This is a genomic window from Paenibacillus sp. NPDC057886, from assembly GCF_042796655.1.
Classification (GTDB): domain Bacteria; phylum Bacillota; class Bacilli; order Paenibacillales; family Paenibacillaceae; genus Paenibacillus.
In genome coordinates this window covers 492,039-513,512 of sequence record NZ_JBHVMZ010000002.1, presented here as the reverse complement: position 1 = coordinate 513,512, position 21,474 = coordinate 492,039, and the positions used below count along the sequence as shown (strand labels likewise).

Genomic DNA, 21,474 nt, shown 5'->3' with positions numbered 1-21,474 from the left:
TTTATATTCGGATTAAACATCTCCACGCTGTTCAAATAATTGAGCGATTTCTACGATGACCTGTGTGGCCTTCACCATATTATCCACTGATACATATTCGAATTTGCCGTGATAATTCTCTCCGCCAGTGAAGATGTTGGGTGTAGGCATACCCATGTATGAGAGCTGGGAACCGTCTGTGCCTCCGCGAATTGGGCGGATGACAGGTTCGATATCCAGGCGAGTCATCGCTTCATGTGCAATATCGACGATCTGGCGCACAGGTTCGATTTTCTCACGCATGTTATAGTATTGATCATTTAATTCAATGGAGATGCTTTTCTCGCCATATTTGCTTTTCAATTCGTCCACGACATTCAACAAATACGCTTTGCGTTCCTCAAACTTCTCCCGGTCAAAGTCTCGGATAATGTAGCTCATCTTGGTCAGTTCGACGTCTCCCTCGATGGATAACAAATGATAGAATCCTTCATAACCTTCTGTGAATTCGGGAGCTTCCTCCGCAGGCAATCGGCGATTCAACTCCATCGCAATTTTAGCGGAATTGACCATCTTGTTTTTGGCTGTGCCCGGGTGCACGTTGGTGCCCCGTACTGTAATTTTGGCAGCAGCCGCGTTGAAACTTTCGTATTCCAGCTCGCCGAGGGGCCCGCCGTCCACCGTGTAGGCATATTTGGCTCCAAAAGCAGGGACATCGAACTTATGCGGCCCGCGGCCAATCTCTTCATCCGGGGTAAAAGCAACGCGAATCTTTCCGTGTTTTACTTCCGGGTGTTCAATCAGGTAGGCCATTGCCGTCATGATCTCGGTTATGCCGGCTTTATTGTCCGCACCAAGCAGTGTTGTGCCATCTGTTGTAATCAGAGTGTGGCCTTTATATTCACGCAGTTCCGGGAAATCAGTGGTGGATAACACCACATCCAGTTCCTGATTCAGCACAATATCCTGTCCATCATAGTTGTCGATGACCTGTGGTTTGACATCTTTGCCTGTGAAGTCGGTTGCTGTATCCAGATGAGCGAGGAAACCGATCACTGGAACATCCTTGTCTGTGTTGGATGGCAATGTCGCCATTACGTAGCCGTTATCATCCATGGTCACTTCCTGCAATCCAATGGATTTGCATTCTTCAACCAGGTATTTACCCAAGACCAGCTGGCCTGGTGTGGAAGGGCAAGTCTCACTATTTTCATCGGATTGAGTATCCATTTGAGCATAGGTTGTCAGTCTTTGAATTAAAATATCTTTCACCAGTAATCGCTCCTTCGGCTCGGTTTATTATATAAGTTGACCACTTATTTTACACTATCACTACGAGGTCAGAATACCCTTCTGATCGCTGTTATCCCCAGATTTTTTTGATTCCCTTGTAAAAGGGGAAATCCGGTGATAAAGGCGAGTGTGTGCTTCCGATGCAGCTTTCTTTCAGAAAGCTTTTAGCTTCGCTTCTCCAGTTTATCCTGCCCTCTTCGTTTTCGTGTAACCGTTAGGTACAACTTATATAAAGTGGGTATGTTATATCCTGTATGTCTGTATGGCTATCATATCATGTTTTGGGTTCATTTCGAGTTGTAGTGAATGCATCAGAGGAAAGGGTCAACTAGGTATAAAAAAGGGTACTATCTCACAAAAAAGTACGTACTTGTATTTCTATAAGTTAGGTTCATAATGGTTAATGAGGATTTGGAGCAGGACAACTGCGGCAAGAATGGGCAGCTGTTTTCCGATCTGGAAAACAAGGAATTGCCTCAACATATATCATCATATGGAATAGGAGATGTAATTGAAATGACAGAGAAACTATTTTCCCCGTATCAATTCAAGGGGCTTCAACTAAATAACCGTGTCGTCATGGCACCGATGTGCCAATATTCCGTTACTGCCAAAGACGGTATTCCGAACGATTGGCATCAGGTACACTATGTAAGCCGTGCGGTTGGGGGTACAGGATTGATCGTGATTGAGATGACGGATGTTGATCCGGACGGACGTATTACCGACAATGATCTGGGCATCTGGTCTGATGAACATATTCCTGCCTTTACCAAGCTGGTGGATGGCATTCATGCTTATGGCTCCAAGGTGGCGATTCAGATCGCGCATGCTGGACGTAAAGCAGAGGATGCGGCTCAGCCTGTAGCTCCATCGGTGGTTACCTTCCCTGGAGAGAGCTACAATACACCACACGCATTAACTACTGAGGAAACACAAGCCATGGTACAGAAGTTTGCGGACGGTGTACGCCGTGCAGTAGCTGCTGGGGTAGATGCCATTGAGCTGCATGGTGCACATGGTTACCTCATCCACCAATTCCATTCTCCGCTGATGAACCATCGCGAGGATGCGTATGGACAGGATCTTTCCCGTTTTGGTGTTGAGATTATTCATGCAGTGAAAAAAGAAATGCCGGAAGATATGCCGCTGATTATGCGGATTTCGGCAGTGGAGTACGCTGATGGCGGGTATGACATTGATCATACCATTGAGATTTCCCGTGCCTATCAGGCAGCAGGCGTGGATATGTTCCACATTAGCTCCGGCGGCGAAGGGCCTTCCGGACAACGTAAACCGGGTAATTACCCTGGTTATCAAGTGCCGTTTGCCCGTCGTTTCCGTGAAGAACTGAACGTTCCTGTTATTGCGGTAGGCATGCTTGAGGACTCAGCTCTGGCTCAAGCGGTAATTGGCAACGGTGATGCAGATCTGGTCGCGGTAGGCAGAGGCATGCTGCGCGATCCATACTGGGCGACTCATGCAGCTCTGGAACTGGGTGTTAGCAAAGATAAAGCAGCTATTGCACAGCCATATTCCCGTGGATACTGATCTTAATTAGAACATTCATATAAATGCAATTAAAGGGATGTCCCATAAGTCATGAACATGACGGAGGGCATCCCTTTATAGCGTCATTACAATCTAACGAATCGTAGGCATGGTACTTCCACGATCTTGGATCTTTCGGGTACTGCCGCAGGCTTTTGTGGCGCAATAACGTGAATGAAGTTCGTTACACTTTGCACTCGACACTAATGCTCCTATTAAGGTGCGGTCGATTCGTTAGCGCTTTGATCGGAAAGTGAAACCACTTCCGAGGGTATTCCTCGTTTAGCTTCAAACACAAATTTCTGATCAGAACGCGAGGGTGCCTGGTTGGGATCGAAGTCTGCATATACGACAACGTCAATGAAACCGATCTGTTCCAGAATCATGCGCAGCTCCTCCACACCGTACCAACGTAATGCAAGCTGTTGCAGTTCTGTGGCTATGAGGGTGCCATGGCGCCACTTTTCGTAGCGAATCAGACTTACTTTGTACTGCTGAAGCATATTGACTTCGATGTCTTTGCTCTCCATTGTAATCGTATCGCCATCCGGTAATTGAACAGTCGAGGTGCCCGAGTAGTGTGAAGTGGTATTCGTCACATCTGGCAAAAAGAGGTCCAGTACAAGTCGGCCTCCTGGTTCCAAATGTTGATACAGATTATGAAGGACTTTTATGGAAGCCTGTCTGTCTTGAATAAGCAGCAGGGAGCCTGCGGCGATTATAATGACTTCATACCGATAAGGAAGATCAAGTGTCTCCAGATCGGCAGCGAACAATTCAGGCAGGGGCAATCCTCGCTCGGTGCAAAGAGTACGGCAAGAATTGAGCATCTCTGATGAATAATCAAGACCGTCTACGTTCAAACCAGCCTCAAGTAATGGGATCAGCATTCGACCTGACCCAGACATCGCTTCAAGGATGCGTCCATTGCAGTTCGTCAGAACATCACGGTAAAATTCAATATCGCCTCCAAGGGAGTGGCCAACGGGTTTGGTGGCATTGTAAACCTCGGTACATAATGGACCATAATAACTAAAAGACATGTAGCGTTTCCTCCACAACATAATTAAAATGAGAATGTGGAAGGGAGTGGTTGTCAGATGTTTATCCCTTCCGGCAACGGTTGGAATTGAATTTTTCAGAGCAGACTATCATAAGAAATCACGCACCTTTTATGTAATATGTTCCAATTATAGGGTGGGGTTGAACGACGGTCAACAGAGTACCTGCCAGAATACCTGTTGTTAGCAGAATATATTTGACACACATCATCTAATTTTGAACAATGAGTTATATCAACTTAGGAGGGGATATCATGGAATCTTCAAGTGCATTGCCGGATATTCGGGAACAAGTGTTGCTTCACGCATCTGTGGAGACAGTGTGGGGGATTGTATCGACGTCGAAAGGTTTGGAATCGTGGTTTATGCCAAGCAATCTGGAGCCAGTGGAAGGGCATGAATTTATATTGGAAGCGGGACCTTTCGGGAAATCACCGTGCAAAGTCACGGAAGTTCAGCCGCCACACAAGCTGTCATTCCAATGGGGTAAGGACTGGACGCTTACGTTTGAACTAACGGAGCAAGGACAAGACACGGATTTTACACTGATTCACAGTGGCTGGGACGCGGACAAACTGACTGAGTTTGGACAGGCACATGCCATGGTTCGTGAACGGATGGAGCAGGGCTGGGCTGGAATCGTGCAGAAACTGGCGCAGGTCGTTGGACAAGCGTAAGGAAACGAGAAAAGTAAAACAGATAGGCAACAAATTCAAAAAAGTCACAGGTCTTACTCCGGGCTGCATTCCGGTAGCTGAGCCTGTGGCTTTTTTGGCGTTAAAATATCATGTAAGAACTATTTCCGTCAGCAACAGAAACGTGTAACATGGAGTTATAGGTATAAAACGACAAAATTAGACGTCTCTCGCCATGGAGGCGGAAGGATTACATAGATGAGAAAACACTGGATTATGCTCACCATTAGCTTTATATGTATTGTTGTTTTTCCTCTGGGTTCCATTGTACAAACGTTATTTACCGAACGCGGCAACCCTCATGCGAGGGATGGGGTCATGGACCTGACCGGCTGGAATTTCGACAGGCAGGGGGCTGCTGCCCTGAATGGTACGTGGGATTTCTATCCGGGCCAATTGTTGACACCCGTTGACTTTGAGGCGGATAGATCAGGACGCAAGCCTCTTTCCGAGCCTTTACCCATCCATGTTCCATCCCGATGGAATGGGACTCTTGGAGAGGCACACGGGTATGGGACCTATCATTTGCATGTTCGAATTCCCCCAAGAGCAGAGAAGAACGATTATGGGATACGTACTCAAAATATCCGCATGGCCCATCGTTTATTTATAGATGGCAAAGAGATCGGCGGCAAAGGGCTGCCAGGCACAACGCGAAATACCGATATTCAGCTCAATTTGCCTTTTACGGGATTTACCTCCATAGAAGGCGATGTTGCAGATATTATTATTCAGGTATCCAATTACAGCTACTCGTCTGGCGGTATTATCGCATCTATTTTGTTCGGAGACGAGCACAGTATTCTGAAAAGCCAACAGCAGGACTGGCTCAAGGATCTGATGACCCTGTTCGGATTTATTCTGCCAGCTGCCTTCTTCCTGATGCTCTTCCGGCTGCGGCGCAGTGAAAAAGAGCTTCGGTATCTAGGGTTATTCAGCCTGTCCGGTGCGATGTACGCATTGACTCATGGAGAGAAGTTGCTGGGGACACTGTTACCATTCCTGCCGAATAATGAAATTCTGCGACTTCAATTAATCAGCGCGGCTCTTGCGTATTATTATTTGCTCCGTTATATGGATGCGCTTGTACCTGGAGCGGTCCATCAATGGTTTGTTCGCCTGGGTGTGGTTCTGGTACTGGTCCAATGCGCCGTTGGTCTTACATTGTCTCCTGTTCTGTTCTCTATGCTGGAGCTGCCCATGCTGCTGATTTCACTCGTAGTGATTGGTTACACGCTGCGAGCCATGCTCCATTGGCTGAAAAAGCAACCGAATGACGGTCATTTTGTCCTGATGAGCATGATGAGTATATTTATGGTGGTTGTGCTGCACACCATAGGTGCTTTCACCACCGTGGATACGACATTTCTAGCGCTGTATGAGCTGCTGTTATTTGTCTTTGCACAGATGATTCTAACAGCGATCCGGTTCGCACAATCATTCCGTGAAGTTGAAGCGTTGTCTGAACGTTTGCTTGCAATCGACAGTCTTAAGGATGAGTTTATGGCGAACACGTCACATGAACTGAGAACTCCCCTGCATGGCATCATTAATATTGCTCAATCGATGCTGGAAGGGGCGGCCGGGGCAGTCACACCCAAGCAGGCCAAAAATCTGTCCATGATCACCTCAACTGGAAAGCGGCTATCGCTGCTGGTGAACGATATTTTGGATTTTTCCAAGCTCAAAAATGGTGAAATTGAATTAAAACGGAGTGCTGTGGACCTCGAATCCGTTGCCCGAACGGTCGTTGAAGTCTCTGGGTTTACTTTTGAAGATAAACCGGTTGTGCTGATTCAGCAATGGCCTACAACGTTACCATTGGTTGAGGCGGACGAGGATCGGCTAAGGCAGATTCTGTATAATCTGCTGGGCAATGCGTATAAGTACACAAAGCAGGGGGAAATTCGGCTTTATGCTCGTGTGGATGGAGCTATGGTGACGGTATCTGTCGCCGATACAGGTGTCGGAATTGCCCCGCATAAACTGGAAGACATATTTCAGTCTTACGAACAGGGCAACGGAACAAGTGAGAGGGTTAACGGGGGAACTGGCCTTGGACTGAGTATCACTCGAAAACTGGTCGAACTTGGCGGAGGGACCATCTGGGTAGAATCGGAGCCAGGTGAAGGTTCGACCTTTCATTTTACCCTGCCCGTTGTGCAATTTCCTCTGCTGCAAGCGAGTTCTAGACCTGTTGCAGCCCGATATGTATCTACCCAAGAAACAAGAGCAAAGGATACGGCAGCAATGGATTGGGATAAGACGGATGATATCCTGGAAGCAGAGCATACCATTCTGATTGTGGACGATGATCCCGTGAATCGACAAGTATTGTTCAATCTGTTATCAACGGAACGTTACCGTGTCATTGCAGCGGATAGCGGGGCAGCAGCACTGAAGCTTCGTGAAGAACACCCCTCCATTGATCTTGTCATTACAGACTGGATGATGCCGCAAATGTCCGGGCTTGAGCTGTGTCGCAAGCTGCGTGAGAACAGTTCCTTGTCCGAATTGCCCATTCTGATGCTGACAGCTCGTGGGCTGCCTGAGGACATCAAAATGGGATTCCAGGCAGGAGCAAATGATTTTTTGAGCAAACCTGTGGATGCGGGTGAACTGCGTGCCCGGGTACGAACGTTAATTGAGATGCGTACCTCGGTACAGGAGGTTGTTCGTACGGAAATGGCTTTCTTGCAGGCCCAGATTAAACCGCACTTTCTATATAACGCGCTCAACGTCATTATTGCAACATGCGCCGTCAATCCGGATAAAGCTACCGATTTGCTTATTGAACTGAGTCATTACCTGCGGGGAAGTTTCGACTTCCAGAACCGCGATCAACTGGTTCCACTGGCGAAAGAACTGGAGTTAGTGGAGTCCTATGTACATCTGGAACAAGCTCGGTTCGAGGAACGTTTGGTGGTCCATTATGAAATTGACCCAGATGTGCGTCTTTACCTGCCACCACTCAGTATTCAACCTCTTGTGGAGAATGCGATTCGTCACGGGGTGATGGAGCGTGCTGCAGGTGGTACGGTTCACCTTGGCATTACCAGCGAAGGTGAGCACATCGTCATTGTGGTACAGGATGATGGAGTAGGCATACCTCCTGAGCGTTTGGCTCAGGTAAGTTCAGGGCGAACTGAAGGTCCTGGAGGTGTAGGGCTACAGAATATTAATCGGCGCCTGTTGTCCTTATATGGTCAAGGGTTGGAGATTCAGAGTCATTCGGGGAAAGGAACGTTAATACGATTTCGCATACCTGTGAAGAAAGCGGTTGACTCCAAATAATGGGCCGAGTTAGGGAAATCTGGTTAACAGACTAATAAGCGGGTGCCAAAATAAGCGGTATTCCCATTGAATAATTCACGGCAGGAGGCTGGAAGAGCGATGAAAGCCATTGTAATCGATGACGAGAAACCGGCGCAGCTTCATCTGGAGCGCCTGTTAAGATCGGATGGGCGGATTACCCCCGTACAGTGTTTTTCAACAGCCCGTGCCGGTCTGGAATTTCTGGCAAAAGAGCGTGTGGACGTTGTGTTTCTGGACATTGGCATGCCGGAAATGAATGGACTGGAAGCGGCTGAATATATACAGCAATTGGACAGCAATATACGCATTATATTTGTAACGGCTTACGCCGATCATGCGGTTGAAGCCTTTGAGCTTCAGGCGCTGGATTATGTGCTGAAGCCGGTAAGTTCAGTGAGACTTGCCAAAACGATCGCTCGAATTGCCGCAGGGATGATATCCTCATCCTCTCAGGTTGCTGTAACTGCTGAGGTTCTGGAATCTGAGGCTATGGAGTTGGATACCCGTGTGCCTGGATTGCTTACTTTTAAACATCTGGATATCTACAGAAGTCTGGATCAGGAAGCACAGAAGCACAAGTGGCGCACAGCCAAATCGCAAGAACTGTTTGCCTTTTTGTTTCACCATAGAGGGGATTGGGTAAGCAAAGAGATTCTGCTCGATAAGTTGTGGGCGGATGTCTCGCAAGAGAAAGGGCTAACGCATCTGCATACTTCCGTTTATCAGATACGCAAACTGCTGAAGGAATGGAACATGACGGGCAAGCTGGAATACAACATGAACCGCTATCGTTTGTTATCGGGTAATCTGGTGAGTGATGTAGAGCAATTCGAGCAAGGTATGGCATACGCTACCGTTACGTCAGACAATGTCGATCAACTGCGGGATATCGTCCCGCTCTACCGTGGTGATTATCTGGAGGAGCATGATTATCGCTGGGCTCAAGCCAAAGCGAGAGATCTGAGAAGTAAATATGTAGGACTGGTTATGGATATCGCCGAATGGGACATGAAGCATGGACGGGGCAAGGAAGCGATGGAGCAGTTGAGCGAACTACAGGAACGGGAGCCGTATGCCGAAGAGATCTGCCGATTAATGATGAGAGTATGTGCATCCATGGGTGATCAACAAGCCATACTCAGAATATATCATTCATTTACGCTGACCCTGCTTGAAGAACTGGGACATCAACCGGAGCAGGAGACAATCAGGATGTATGAAGATTTAACGGCAAAGTAGGCAGGAGGATGAAGCGTGAAGTTATTCATACATCGCAAAGACTTGCGTACAGATGATCTGGTTGCATTCGATTATTTGCGGAACCAGGATGCAGAGAGTCTGCATGTGCTCATCTATGATCCGTTTCTGCTGCGGCAGAGTCGTGAACAGGAACATAGCGGAGTGAACTTTCTACAGCATGCTGTTGAGCTTGGTAAGCGGTACCGCGATTCAGGCCGTAAGCTGCACGTGGCTTATGGCAAACCAGCTGAGGTGATTGATTATATCCTCGAACAGATACAAGGTCGTATAGATGAAGTTGTCGTTCATCGGGACATGACCCCATATGCAATGGAACGGGATCGTGGAATACGCAAGGTAACCGAGGAACGAGAAGTCACATTTACGCAGCTGACGGATCATCTGCTGATGGATCTGAAGCGGTTCGCTGATTTTACGGGCAAGTCCGAGCCATATAAAGTATTTGCTGCCTTCCACCGACGCTGGGTGGAATTCATGAATGAGTATCCCAATCCAGCCTCAACCACTACGATTGCGGAGGTGAAGGTCAGTAATCACCAGATAGAATGGCCAGAGACCTTCCAGGTGCCACCACAATTGCTGGCATATGATGGTTCGGATCTGAATGATCCTCATCTATTGTTGGATGGCTTTTTATCCGACAGGATTGCCGATTACGGAGACCATCGGGATGAATATGAAGCCTATGAACCGAGTCGTCTCAGTTCTTATGTAGCTGTGGGGGCTGTATCCATCCGGAAGATGTACGATGCTGCAAAACGCACGGAGCATTCGGATGAATGGATCAGACAATTGTGCTTCCGGGACTTCTATCTGTATCGGGCAGTTTATGAGAGTCATTATTTTACATATGAAAAAGCTTACGATCTGTCGGCGCTCAGCGAGGTCCACTTCGAACGGTGGTGCAAGGTCGAAACGGGCATTCCGATTATCGACGCAGCGATGACGGAACTGAATGAGACTGGACATATGCCGAATCGGCTTCGTATTCTGACCGCAATGTTCCTTACCAAAAATCTGCAATGCCCGTTCACGCTGGGTGAAGCGTATTTCAGACGCAAGCTTCGTGACTATGACAATATTCAAAACCGGGGCAACTGGCTGTGGTGTGCATCACTTGGCGAGAATGCAGCTCCATACTTTCGGGTGAACAATCCGGTGACACAGTCAGAAAAATATGATCCTCAAGGGGATTATATCCGCAAATGGCTACCTGAACTTAAGGATTTCCATAGCAAAGAGATTCATCAGCCTCGCCAGGATGCAATTGTTGATCTGAAAACATCAAGACAGTCGGCTATTGAGATCTATAAACGAATTTTGGCCAGTCGTCAGCATTGAAGTTTACCATTTTCATCCCATTGAACCAACAATATTTTGGACAGATACGAAGATGCTCGTAGGCCGCGTCATAGCGGTCTTTTTTTACATATATAGACATGAAAAAATTGTGAAACATGTTGAAAATTTAGGGATTTTTAAGAAATTGGACTACCCATCTTAAGCTTTATGCTTTTTAATAGATAGTGAGCTTATCGTACTAAGTCATATTAGACATATCAATGAAACATATTAAGGAGAAACGCTAATTATGAGTGAGACAATCAAAAGAGAGCGAATTCCAGAGCTGAATCTCGTACGGGCAATGGCCATCATCGGCGTGCTGTGTGTGCATTCCACTTCATACGCGACGGTGGACATGACAGGTTCAGGGTATTACTGGCTGTACAATTTTATTAATATTTTTATGAAATATGGTACACCAACGTTTATTTTTATGAGCAGTTTTGTACTGTTCTATAACTATTATTCTCGCCCGCTTGATAAGAAGCTGGTTAGCAACTTTTACAAAAAAAGATTTGTTTACATTTTACTTCCGTATTTCTTGTTTTCATTAATGTATTTTGTAATCCTGCACTTCACGCATTATCAGGGCCGTCCGTTTGGTGAATCAGCAGTAAGTTTCATAACTAAACTGTTCACGGGCAAGGCGTATACGCATCTGTACTTTGTATTTATCAATATGCAATTTTATCTGTTATTCCCGTTGGTATTGTGGCTGCTTAAGAAATATCCCTCAGTCGTCAAATGGTCGGTACCGATTGGATTGCTCATTCAGTGGGCATTTATCGTAAGTAATAAATATGGCTTCCAGGTGCCGAATAAGGGAAGTTGGGCTTTCTCGTACTTTTCCTATTTCATGCTGGGTGCTTTTATCGGGGTATATTTTCCGAAGATTAAACAATGGTTTGTCATTAGTCGGGAAAATGCAACCAAAGCTCGTGTAGTTTCATGGATTTTGCTATGGGCGGTATGGATTTTTGCCGGACTCGGCCATGTGTACATTTATTATCTGTTGCGCCTGAAGATTGCGACGTATAACACGCTGTGGTACGAGTTTTTCTGGAATCTGCATACGTTCGCCTGTGCGTTGGTGCTCATTCAGATTGCGTACCTGCTCTATCGCAAAGGACCGTCGCTGATCGTCAAGCCGCTTAATCGACTTGGGGCACTGTCCTTCGGTATTTATCTGATACATCCATTCTTCCTGTTGGTCTATCGGAATTTTCCACCACAAACCGGTGTTTCCTGGCTTATTCACCTGTGGTACGCCGGAGGTTTTGGTGCGGCATTAATCGCATCGTGGATTGTGGTTGGACTCACTGCAAGATTCGTTCCGTTTGCATGGGTGGTTTTCGGCAATTTGCCAAAACCGAAGCCACGGCTGGTACCGCAGCAAAACTCGGGACAACTCGACGTTCGTTAAAATATTTATGCCAATACAGGAATAATAAACCGTTTCTTGGTCGACCATTAGGGTTGAGCGGGAAACGGTTTTTTGATTGCCGATTTGATTCATATATGGGGAACGAATGTTTCTTTTTCCTGAGTGAAGGGTAATGAGAAGGCGGAATACAATTATTTTTTTATAAGCAGAGAACTTTAAGAACAGGATTAAGGTGAGAACAATGACAACATGTGAACAATGCGGGAAACCGATGCAAGATATATTGGAATACGTGGAACATATCCTTCACGAATGCCTGGGGCAGACGCAGGAGTACAAGACAAAAGACTATGAGACATCTGGCTATGAGTGTGTTAGCGAGCAGATGTGATACAATAGAAAGAAACCGGATTCATACGGAACCGAGGTGACAACATGGAGACGGGCTCGGCCCCTTTCCGGCAGGAAATGACGGAACATGAAGCGCAACTGACCAAGACATGTATGTATTGCGGGCAAAAGCGACCTTTGTCCGAATTTCGACGAAGAACCGGAAAGCGGGCTGGCCCCGGAGCCAGACGTGGCGCTTGTCGCCACTGTCGTCAGCACGGTGGACAAGCGGATAACGATACCACCTTACTCCGAACTACGGGTGAGGCGGTAAAGAGTCTTAAAGGTGCTCCGAAAGCCCGACATAATATTACCAAGGCTTCGGTATCTGCCAACCAAACAGCAGCCCCGATCACCGATGCAGTGGATGGGGCACCAGATACCGCGTCTGTAAGTCATGTGGACTCAGAACCGTCCATAGGTTCATCTTCATCAATGGAAGGTGAAACGGCTGACTTCGTTGCTTCTTCAACTGTCTCTTCGCCTTCAGGCAACCGCAAGAAGAGGAGAAGGCGGAGAAAGGCAAAGCGTCCAGAGCTGCAGTCGGGTAAGGAGCAAACGGAGTCGCTCTCCCGAACTGAGGTGGAGAGCGAGACTGTAGGTCAGCCACAGACGGAGGCTGATCCGCGAATAGACAGGGATTCGCAGGTGCATTCAGCGAGTGCTGATCCGTCTGCGAAGCGTGCCCGCGCGCGTATAGCCGCTGGCACGGATCAGGCCGCCGAGCAGGAGCTTGCGGCGGCCAAGGCTCTGCTGCCAGCCAAGCCGCAAGGCCCGGCAGCAGAGCCAGGGGCTGCGGATCAGCCGACCGCAGCCAAGCGCAAACGCAAGCGGCGCCGCAAACGTGCTGCCGCGCTGCCGTCCGGCGCAGGACAGGCCCGCAGCATAGCTGAGGCCAGTGCGCCGAGCCTGAGCGACCGTGGCGATGCCAATACGGTCGCCGGACCCGCAGCGGCGGCTGCACAGCCTGCCGCCGCTGCGAAGCCCGCGCCCGGCCAAGCGCCGGGGGCGGCCATGGAGGCTGCGCCTCCTGCACCCGTGCGCCAGCCAGGCTCGCCCGGGTCGAAGCCGCGCCCGGCACGCAAGGAGCGTGCGCCTAAGGCAGGCGGCGAAGACACAGCCCGCGCTGGATCATCCGGGCAGCGTGCGCCAGCGCATTCCAGCCGCAGCCACGGGGCTGGAACGGAAAGCCGTCCCCGCCGTCATACTCCGGCGGTGCCTGTAGCGATTGACCCGGAAGATCCGGCATCGCTTCGGACGAACCGGCAGGGTATGGTGCGCATGCGCGGCAAGACGGACAAAGGACGGCGCTGGCATCAGGAAGTGGATATGGAGCTGGCGGTCACGCTGGTCAAGGAAAAAGCCGCTGTTGTGGTTAATCGGTACACGATCCGCCGATTGTTTAGCAATAAGGATTTCAAGCGGTTTATTTTGACCCGTGATAACTATACCTGTTACTTCTGTGGATCGTATGGAGATACGATTGACCATCTTTTGCCGCGAGCCAAAGGTGGACATACCACTCCACTCAACTGTGTCTGCGCCTGCAATCTGTGCAACCAGTCCAAAGCAGCGATGGATGCTGAAGAGTTCATGCGTTCCGGTATTCCCGAGTGGAATGCTGCGCATCAGGAAGAGCTGAATGAATTGGCACTGCAGGAAGCTCAGCTGGAATAAACGGTTAGGCGAAATACTGCCCTAAGCTTGTTCACCATTGGTTTCAAGCGGGGTATCTGATATATAGAGCACACCAAGACTGAACAGGTCCGGGTGTGCTTTTTTGTTTTTCAGCGCAGCTGGTGAAATTTCTTCAAATTGACAACGGTACAGCGTTCATATGTACGTTATACTGGGGAGAAGTGAGTAGTGAAACTTCACATCGGTTTACCAGATGTATATTATAATGGGCACCACATCTTTAGATAATTTGAACTGTATAGATTGGAGGGAAGCAGATGAACCCGGCATCTTTGGACATCATGTCCTATATTACGGAAGAGAATATTCGTTTTTGGTTGGAGAAGTTTCGCTCCCTGGGCCCGTTACCGGGTATTTTGCTTACCTTTATGAAATCATTCGTACCCCCGCTGCCTACGCTGCTCATTGTGGGGGTTAACGGTGCAGTGTACGGGCTATGGGCAGGGTTTCTATATTCATGGATCGGGATGGTGCTGGGCTGTACCGTTACGTTCCTGATTGTACGGGAGATTGGGAAATCGGCTTTTGTAGAACGTTGGGCCAATAAACCCCGTGTACAGCGCAGCATGGTATGGATTCGGCGGAATGCGTTCAGTTATGTGTTTTTGTTGAGTATTTTCCCGGTCGGGCCGTTCGTCATTATCAATGTAGCGGCAGGTATCGCTCGGATGAGATTAATGTCCTTTCTGCTTGCTGTGAGCTTTGGCAAAGCCATTATGATCTTCTGTGTGACGTATATCGGTTCGAATGTAGCTCAGTTTATGGAGCATCCCGTGCGGTGGGGCGGCGTATTGCTGTTTATCGCGGTATCCCTGTGGGCAAGTCGGAAGCTGGAGCGGCACTTCACCCGTTCGTCATCAAATCGTGAGGAAATGAATGATCTGAGTCACTCCTCTGGCAAGTCTATTTCGTCGTAAACTTACGGAGATACAAGTACGTACGCTCGAATTTGAATGGGTTAGTCTGAGATGACCATCTGTTTAGACTGTTTGGAGGGGGATAAGCATGATTGACAATGTCTTTGATTTTGATAAGGAGCTGTACCTTATGAATGAGGATGAGCTTCGTTCGTTATTGCGTACGCTCTATCTCAGCGCAGATATGGCAGTCAGTGATCCGTCAGCGGAAGAACATTCTGTTCATTTTGCAACGAAAATACAGTCAATATTTAAGAGATTGGACGAGAATAGAAATCGGGAGGAAGCTGAGCAACAGGCATTAAAGGTACAGAAACCACGTGAAATTCATATAGCGATTGGTGAATCGCCGCTAGGCAGCATTAAGGTTGCGATGGGCAAGGTTCCCGGACGCTCGGAGCGGCGGTTTTTCTCTATGAATGACTACTATGCCATCGGTCCATTGGGCGACTTGACGAACAAGGCAGATTTACACCGCAGGCACCTCTGGCTGCTCGAGAAACTCTATTTGAGTGAGCATGGAAGTTATGCCGTCCAAGGCATGGATGAGCTGATTCGATTAAACACCATGGTGAGTTCAATTGATGAAGATACGCGAATCACCATCTGGTATGCGAATAATGCTCATGAGGAAACGGGACTTCTATATGCCATGTATTTACTGCGTAACAGGCTGGGACCTATCTATTTGATCGAGACAAGTTCATTATATCAGGAATTATTCAAACCTTCTGAAGTTCAGCATGATGTTCTTAGAACAGGTGAAATTTTGTCTGAAAAGTTGTTAGCGATGTGGCAACACTGTGTGAATGCTGAACCGTTGTCTTTGGAGGAACGCAGACACATGGAGCAAGAGTGGGTTAATCTGGCTATACAGCCTGGACTTCTGCGATTAATGAAGGATGGCGAGATTCAGAGCGTGCCTGAAGACGCGATTGATGAATACATTATGCAGAAAGCCAGAGAAGTTACGTTAACCAGACAGCCTGGCGAGTTTATAAAAGCAGCCCGCGTCATAGGCGAGGTGCTGGGCCATCTCGAACAAGCTGTCGGAGACGCATTTATTGATTACCGTGTACGACAACTGATATTGCAGGGACGGCTAGAGATGGAAGGAAAGCCACATGCCATGCGATTATACAGTGTGAGGCTCCCCCAGTAACCGAAATATGGACTGTTCCCGGTAGTTTTTTTAACCCGGAGCAGTCCATTTATTCTTTCATGTCTTATTCTGATTCCATAATTCCAACAGCGGTCCCTCTTGCCCATAGACCGGATCGGTATCCGGGATGGGAACCTCCTGAATCTCACGCAGAACCTTGGGGCGTTCTCCCGGTTCACCAGTTCGGGTATTGTAACCCATGCCACCCGGATAGGCGCCGGCTATGCGAAAATCAAGGCTCGCACTCAGCCGCTTATGTCCGGTTCCTGAAGGAAGTACGACGACATCGCCAGCCTGGAGGCGCACAGCCTTTCCATGCTCCCCGCCAAGGATGAGCTCAACCCAACCGCTCACCACCGCAAGCACTTCATGAGCATTGCTGTGATAGTGATGATAATCAAACACACCGTTAATCCAGCTGTTTCCCCATCCGTTTTGGTTCAGCAACGACTCCGCACGAGAGGAATCTGTTGCCCAAATTCCCTTATATAGAAGTACAGGCAGACTTGGATGATTGGGGATCACACCATCGTCATGAAATAACATCGTCTGTGCACCCTTCATTTCATCTTTCATCGTAAATATCACCTCCCTATGGCATTACCCGTTTATTTCTAAAAAAGAACAAAAAACAATTGTAAAATGATACAAAATGTATCATTTTAAGGTTATACTCAGAACATAGACTCTCTTCAGTGAACTTGTTGTATAAATCGCAAGGGGGAATGTGCTTGAATATTGTCATTACAGGGGCTTCTGGATTTGTAGGGTTTAACCTTTCTCAGTATTTGGCGCAAAAAGGTCATCGAATCACCCTGGTGGATCAGGATGATTATTGTCAGAGGCTTGTTCACAGCTCTCCACTTCATGAGATGGCCTTTATCTGTTGTGATCTCGCGAAGGAGAGATTCAACTTGCCGCAGGAAACAGACTATATTATTCATCTGGCAGCGATGCCACACGTCGATTATTCGTATCATCACCCCGGAGAAGTGTTTCGTAACAACACCCTCAGTACACAGGCCATTCTGCAGTACGCATCCGATCACCACATACCCGTGGTGCTGGCATCATCCGTTGAGGTATATGGAGGGGAGATGGGCAGAGTGTATCATGAATCCGATGAATATGCTCCGGTATCCCCGTACTCCGCTTCCAAAGCAGCCTGTGAGGTGCTTGCACAATCCTACGCTCAATGTTACCAGCTTCCTGTAAAAATATTTCGTTTGACCAATCTTTATGGTCCTTGGCAGTTGCCAGATCGGATTATCCCGCGTAATTTTGGCCGGATCATGGACGGCCTTCCTCTAGATATTCAGGGATCGGCTGTACGTGATTTTCTGTATGTGGATGATGCGCTGCGAGCGATTGAACAGATTATGCTGAATGGACAAGATCAGCAGATCTATAACATTTCGACGGGGCAAGGAACGACCATGCAACAGGTAGGAGAGCTCCTGCAACTCCTGCACAATTCCAATGGAACGGCGGAGATTCGGGAGCAGGAACCCACTCAGTCAAGAGGTTCGAGCCTGGTTGTTCACTCTGGAAAGTTACGAGCAGAGACGGGATGGTTCCCCCAGACGACACTGGAGCAGGGGCTGGAGCAGACCTTTCGATGGTATCAGGAACATCCCGAATGGGTAAGACAATTCAGCCGTGAATATCATACGACAAGAGAAGCGCGCAGCTTTATTATCGATATGGCCAGATATGCAGTTCCGGCTATCTAAATAGGACAAAAAAAGCCAGGGAAGGGTGTAGTGAATAACGCCTTCCTTGGCTTTTTTGCGCCCCCGTCGCGAATTCCGGCTTTCAACCGGCATGGACGGCCGGGCAATAAACCTATATTTACTGCACGAATCGTCGTGCGTGTTCACGTTTAAACGAATGGATCTAGTGATGTTTTTTTACATCAGCAATTCTGTCCTGTACAGCACCTTTGGCTTTGTCTTTTTTGCCCTCAGCCTGAAGGGATCTGTTGTTAGTCGCATTACCGATCTGATCCTTCACTTCGCCCTTGGCCTTGTTTACGCCTGCTTTGATTTTATCGCTAGTTGAATTACTCATATCGAACATCTCCTTCGTTTCTGGTGTAGTCCTTATTAACCGGGATGCCCGTCTTCTAAACGTTTGCTATTTTGATGCGGGCAAAAATTTCTTCCGGATATTCTGTCAGAAATGATCTGCACGAAGAGTCAGTATAAGTATAGGCATTGCATAATCGCGTGCTTCATTAAAGGAATGAGAGGATGTTATGATATGAGCAATTATATTGGAAATGGTGCGTATTGTTACGCCAATTCAGCAGCGATGCTATTGTCATCCATTGGAGAAAAGGTTGACCCGAGTCTCCTTGAAGCTATAGGTGGCTTTTCCCTGGGAGCTTTCCGCACGCAGGAAGACCTTCTCTTTTTTGATAACTGTACCTCTAGTCCGGATCTGGCTATCAGCAAAGCGATGAGCATTCTGGGATTCAGTGTGCACGAAAGTGTGCAGTTGCGGGGTACAGAGATGCCTGTAGATGAGCTAAGAGAGGCTTTGAAGCAGGGCCCTGTAATGATGGGTCCGCTGGATATGGGCAAACTCGTCTACAATCCCAACTCTCCCAACCTGGGTGGTTGCGATCATTATGTAGTGGCGTTGAACATGGAGGGCGATGAAATATGCCTGCATGACCCGGCTGGATTCCCGAATGTCTTCCTGACACTGGATAAACTTGAGGAAGCATGGAAGTCTGAATTCCCTTGGAGTAGCGGTGTGTATCGACGATGGTGGAGTCCTGAACGTATTGAACAGCCTGATCTGGAGGAGATTAACCGCCGCGCTGTTACTTGGTTCAAATCAACCCTTACAGAACAGATCCATGATACTGCTGCACATGAAGGACGGACCGGAGCTTCAGCGATTCTGCATAAGGCGGAACAGGTTCGTGCTGGATCAATCGATGGTAATGAGTGGGCTCATTATGTGTATTTTGCTCTGCCAGTAGGCGCACGTCGTGCCCATGATTATGGCTTGTTTTTTAAAACAATCCATCCTGACCTTTCTGCTTTGAAGTACGCACAATCCCGCCAATTCGGGGAATGCCAATCCCGTCTTGTCTCCCGGAACTGGGAGGCTGCTGCGACAATTATGGTGGCACTCGCGGAGACGGAAGCCATGATCGAAGCTGCTATTTTGAAGCTGGAGTGATGTAAGTGAAGCAAGGCTATGAGAAAGGGAGATATATAGATGGATTAGCTGACAATCTCCATATCAGGCCAGTGGAGGAAGAGACATTTGAGGATCGGCAAAAGGAGCCGGACATCGCGCTTATTAAGCAAGCCCAAACTGGGGATACAGAGGCTTTTGGTGAGTTGGTCCACCGTTACCGGGGGCCATTGTTCCGCTATGTGAGTGCACTTACACATGATTCTTTTCTCGCAGAAGACATTTTACAGGATGGGCTTATTCGCGCTTTCATTCATTTGGGGCAACTTCAGAATGCCGACCGTTTTATGGCCTGGATGCAGCGCATTGTGCGTAATCAGGCGTACTCACATATGCAACGCCGTGAGCAGCAGCGAGAACAACATTTTTCTTCTTTCCTTGCATTTGGAGCCGATGACACTTCATGGAGCGAGCAAGACTCGCTCGACATGACGCTGAATTCTCTTTTGAATGACGCCGATCGGAGATCGCAGGAAGCTGGCTATGATCCGTATCAAGCTGTTGCTCAGCAGGAAATGGCGAACAATCTTCACAAGCTGCTGGGTTGTCTGAATGAGAGAGAGCAACAGGTCTTCACATCGTATTGGATGGAGCAGCTGTCGCCGCAAGAAATTGCCTGCCGATTCAACCTGACAAGTGCCAATGTATATCAAATTCTGTCCCGTTCACGTAAAAAAGTGTCCCAGCTTCATATTCATTTCTCCGTAGAAGAAATGCTGGCAGAGTGGAATTCACTCGGGCAAAATCGAGTGATTCTGGAGGAACCCCTTTCTTTTCGGGAACCTCAAACCTGGAACTCGGCAGCGGCGTCCATTCACGAGATGTTAAGTTATATCGGTCCATCTCCTTCTCTCCCCATGGTTATGGGGATGAGTGGACTTTCTTTTCGTCTGACCATCCTGCCTCAGGACATACATATCGCTGGACCCACCGCCTATAACTTCAAAGAGGTGCTTACCAGAGGATTGCAACATCTGGGTTATCGTTCTCATGCGGTTGAGGCTTTGGCGAACGAAGCGGGACTCAATGCCAATCTGGTTGATCCTTCGATGCTAGAGGAGAAAGCGAAGGGGAAAAGGTTGCTAAATCCAAGGTTGGTTCGGGCCCTCTCCCTGATTCGTTACTCCATTCATCGGGGAATTCCGGCTGTGGTATGGGACCTGAATATTCCCGAGTTCGGATTGATCTATGGCTATGATGATGCAGCTCGTACCCTATACGGTACAGATTTTATTAAATCAGGAGCATTTCCCTATGATCATGTAGGCCGGGGTGTGAATCAGGAAGTATTTGTACTGGCAGCGGAATCAAATGGCATGATACGAGAAATGAACTTGCGCGCGGCACTGACAGATGTTTTGGCTCATTATCGTGGGGAGGACCCGTATACCTTGCCGAACTCAGTCAGTGGTTTGGCTGCGTATGCGGTATGGAGAGAAGCCTTAGAATATAGAAGGGTAGAACCGAATGGCCATGCCTATAACATTGCGGTTTTGAGGGATGCACGACGTTATGCCAGTAAATTTTTCGAAGAGTTATCTCTAAGCTGGGCTTCGGTTCCCCGCTATACCAGCATGATTCCAATCAGCTGCCAAGTCGACGAGCTATATCGGAGCATGACACAGAGGTTAAATACACTCGCGGAATTATTTCCTTTTCCAGAGGGAGGGCTGCCTAATGAGAAGCTTCAGGCCGATCAAGCCATCTCGATACTTCTGGAGGTGGAGGAATTGGAGCGAGCGGCTGTCGTTGCAATAAAAGCGTTGCTTGAAGGAATGCTCAGCATTCCCCAGCAATAGTTATGGTGGACCTGAATGTAACGATCAAATTGGCGAATAGTGAAACAAATATCGGAGGCTGACGATCCGTCAGGCCTTCTTTCTGTCTTTTTTGCTTTCAAGCCAGGATAGGTTCATACTTGGACAAGAAATGATGTCATTTCAGGAATAAGGCTGCACCCCTAGCTGCATAATAACGACAGTGACCAATTTCGTTGCATGAAATTTATGGTTTTGGAAAACAATTCCTGAAAAATTCAGTTGAAAAAATCCTTCCTTGTGTACATATCGCACATATGGTCATATGTGATCTTGTCTTCCTACCACATGTAGTAGGATTACGGATCTGGGACAGGAGGATAATCGATTTTAACCCGACCGCAATGCTTGACAAAAAAATCGATTTTGTTACAATGTTCACAATATATTCACAA

Annotated in this window: 15 protein-coding genes and 1 pseudogene; 12 read left to right on the top strand and 4 right to left on the bottom strand. The window is 47.9% G+C overall.

The genetic code is table 11. From position 1 onward, the window contains the following. Positions 1-12: 12 nt before the first annotated feature. Positions 13-1,251 carry a peptidase T gene (gene pepT, locus ACFVQB_RS09360; protein ID WP_379437414.1) on the bottom strand — a complete coding sequence of 413 codons (1,239 nt, stop codon included), beginning with the start codon at positions 1,249-1,251 and terminating at the stop codon, positions 13-15. 537 nt (positions 1,252-1,788) lie between these two features. Here pepT and ACFVQB_RS09355 point away from each other — a divergent pair. Beyond that, complete coding sequence (locus tag ACFVQB_RS09355; protein ID WP_379437411.1) at positions 1,789-2,823, top strand: NADH:flavin oxidoreductase/NADH oxidase; 1,035 nt, start codon at positions 1,789-1,791, stop codon at positions 2,821-2,823. 215 nt (positions 2,824-3,038) lie between these two features. Here the strand turns inward: ACFVQB_RS09355 and ACFVQB_RS09350 are convergent, their stop codons facing one another. After that, the gene (locus ACFVQB_RS09350; RefSeq protein WP_379437409.1) at positions 3,039-3,866 is read right to left on the bottom strand and encodes a class I SAM-dependent methyltransferase; all 828 of its coding nucleotides are present in this window, start codon (positions 3,864-3,866) and stop codon (positions 3,039-3,041) included. A 272-nt stretch (positions 3,867-4,138) separates the two neighbouring features. Between ACFVQB_RS09350 and ACFVQB_RS09345 the strand changes: the two genes are divergently transcribed. From ACFVQB_RS09345 to ACFVQB_RS09310, 8 genes and pseudogenes are all read left to right on the top strand, one after another. Then, complete coding sequence (locus tag ACFVQB_RS09345) at positions 4,139-4,561, top strand: SRPBCC family protein (protein ID WP_379437406.1); 423 nt, start codon at positions 4,139-4,141, stop codon at positions 4,559-4,561. Between the two features lie 216 nt (positions 4,562-4,777). Next, complete coding sequence (locus ACFVQB_RS09340) at positions 4,778-7,873, top strand: ATP-binding protein (RefSeq protein ID WP_379437404.1); 3,096 nt, start codon at positions 4,778-4,780, stop codon at positions 7,871-7,873. A 99-nt stretch (positions 7,874-7,972) separates the two neighbouring features. Further along, a complete protein-coding gene (locus ACFVQB_RS09335; RefSeq protein ID WP_379437402.1) occupies positions 7,973-9,133 on the top strand; it encodes a response regulator in 1,161 nt (386 codons plus the stop codon). Between the two features lie 15 nt (positions 9,134-9,148). Then, complete coding sequence (locus ACFVQB_RS09330) at positions 9,149-10,495, top strand: cryptochrome/photolyase family protein (RefSeq protein ID WP_379437400.1); 1,347 nt, start codon at positions 9,149-9,151, stop codon at positions 10,493-10,495. 250 nt (positions 10,496-10,745) lie between these two features. Next, on the top strand, positions 10,746-11,921 hold the full coding sequence (locus ACFVQB_RS09325; protein WP_379437398.1) for an acyltransferase: 1,176 nt from the start codon (positions 10,746-10,748) through the stop codon (positions 11,919-11,921). A gap of 1,590 nt (positions 11,922-13,511) precedes the next feature. Beyond that, a pseudogene (locus ACFVQB_RS09320) lies at positions 13,512-13,949 on the top strand (HNH endonuclease); the annotation flags it as partial. A 278-nt stretch (positions 13,950-14,227) separates the two neighbouring features. After that, positions 14,228-14,887 carry a TVP38/TMEM64 family protein gene (locus ACFVQB_RS09315; protein WP_379437396.1) on the top strand — a complete coding sequence of 220 codons (660 nt, stop codon included), beginning with the start codon at positions 14,228-14,230 and terminating at the stop codon, positions 14,885-14,887. Positions 14,888-14,975: 88 nt separating this feature from the next. Then, positions 14,976-16,049 (top strand): DUF1835 domain-containing protein, encoded by a 1,074-nt coding sequence (locus ACFVQB_RS09310; RefSeq protein WP_379437394.1) that lies wholly within the window; start codon positions 14,976-14,978, stop codon positions 16,047-16,049. Positions 16,050-16,106: 57 nt separating this feature from the next. Here ACFVQB_RS09310 and ACFVQB_RS09305 read toward each other — a convergent pair whose 3' ends face one another. Then, a complete protein-coding gene (locus tag ACFVQB_RS09305) occupies positions 16,107-16,625 on the bottom strand; it encodes a cupin domain-containing protein (protein WP_379437392.1) in 519 nt (172 codons plus the stop codon). Positions 16,626-16,774: 149 nt separating this feature from the next. Here ACFVQB_RS09305 and ACFVQB_RS09300 point away from each other — a divergent pair, with 149 nt between their 5' ends. Further along, on the top strand, positions 16,775-17,782 hold the full coding sequence (locus tag ACFVQB_RS09300) for an NAD-dependent epimerase/dehydratase family protein (protein ID WP_379437390.1): 1,008 nt from the start codon (positions 16,775-16,777) through the stop codon (positions 17,780-17,782). A gap of 163 nt (positions 17,783-17,945) precedes the next feature. Here the strand turns inward: ACFVQB_RS09300 and ACFVQB_RS09295 are convergent, their stop codons facing one another. Beyond that, on the bottom strand, positions 17,946-18,119 hold the full coding sequence (locus tag ACFVQB_RS09295; protein ID WP_379437388.1) for a CsbD family protein: 174 nt from the start codon (positions 18,117-18,119) through the stop codon (positions 17,946-17,948). 192 nt (positions 18,120-18,311) lie between these two features. On the opposite strand from ACFVQB_RS09295, the gene ACFVQB_RS09290 reads away from it, so the two are divergent. Continuing rightward, complete coding sequence (locus ACFVQB_RS09290) at positions 18,312-19,244, top strand: cysteine peptidase family C39 domain-containing protein (protein WP_379437385.1); 933 nt, start codon at positions 18,312-18,314, stop codon at positions 19,242-19,244. Positions 19,245-19,249: 5 nt separating this feature from the next. After that, on the top strand, positions 19,250-21,061 hold the full coding sequence (locus ACFVQB_RS09285) for an RNA polymerase sigma factor (RefSeq protein WP_379437383.1): 1,812 nt from the start codon (positions 19,250-19,252) through the stop codon (positions 21,059-21,061). The last annotated feature ends 413 nt before the right edge of the window (positions 21,062-21,474 follow it).

Bases quoted from the DNA above. Each gene is read 5' to 3' on its own strand.
- ACFVQB_RS09300 (WP_379437390.1), top strand. From the start codon at position 16,775: ATGTGCTTGAATATTGTCATTACAGGGGCTTCTGGATTTGTAGGGTTT.
- ACFVQB_RS09355 (WP_379437411.1), top strand. From the start codon at position 1,789: ATGACAGAGAAACTATTTTCCCCGTATCAATTCAAGGGGCTTCAACTA.
- ACFVQB_RS09350 (WP_379437409.1), bottom strand. From the start codon at position 3,866: ATGTCTTTTAGTTATTATGGTCCATTATGTACCGAGGTTTACAATGCC.
- ACFVQB_RS09325 (WP_379437398.1), top strand. From the start codon at position 10,746: ATGAGTGAGACAATCAAAAGAGAGCGAATTCCAGAGCTGAATCTCGTA.
- ACFVQB_RS09345 (WP_379437406.1), top strand. From the start codon at position 4,139: ATGGAATCTTCAAGTGCATTGCCGGATATTCGGGAACAAGTGTTGCTT.
- ACFVQB_RS09290 (WP_379437385.1), top strand. From the start codon at position 18,312: ATGAGCAATTATATTGGAAATGGTGCGTATTGTTACGCCAATTCAGCA.
- ACFVQB_RS09335 (WP_379437402.1), top strand. From the start codon at position 7,973: ATGAAAGCCATTGTAATCGATGACGAGAAACCGGCGCAGCTTCATCTG.
- ACFVQB_RS09310 (WP_379437394.1), top strand. From the start codon at position 14,976: ATGATTGACAATGTCTTTGATTTTGATAAGGAGCTGTACCTTATGAAT.
- ACFVQB_RS09305 (WP_379437392.1), bottom strand. From the start codon at position 16,625: ATGAAAGATGAAATGAAGGGTGCACAGACGATGTTATTTCATGACGAT.
- ACFVQB_RS09340 (WP_379437404.1), top strand. From the start codon at position 4,778: ATGAGAAAACACTGGATTATGCTCACCATTAGCTTTATATGTATTGTT.
- ACFVQB_RS09315 (WP_379437396.1), top strand. From the start codon at position 14,228: ATGAACCCGGCATCTTTGGACATCATGTCCTATATTACGGAAGAGAAT.
- ACFVQB_RS09295 (WP_379437388.1), bottom strand. From the start codon at position 18,119: ATGAGTAATTCAACTAGCGATAAAATCAAAGCAGGCGTAAACAAGGCC.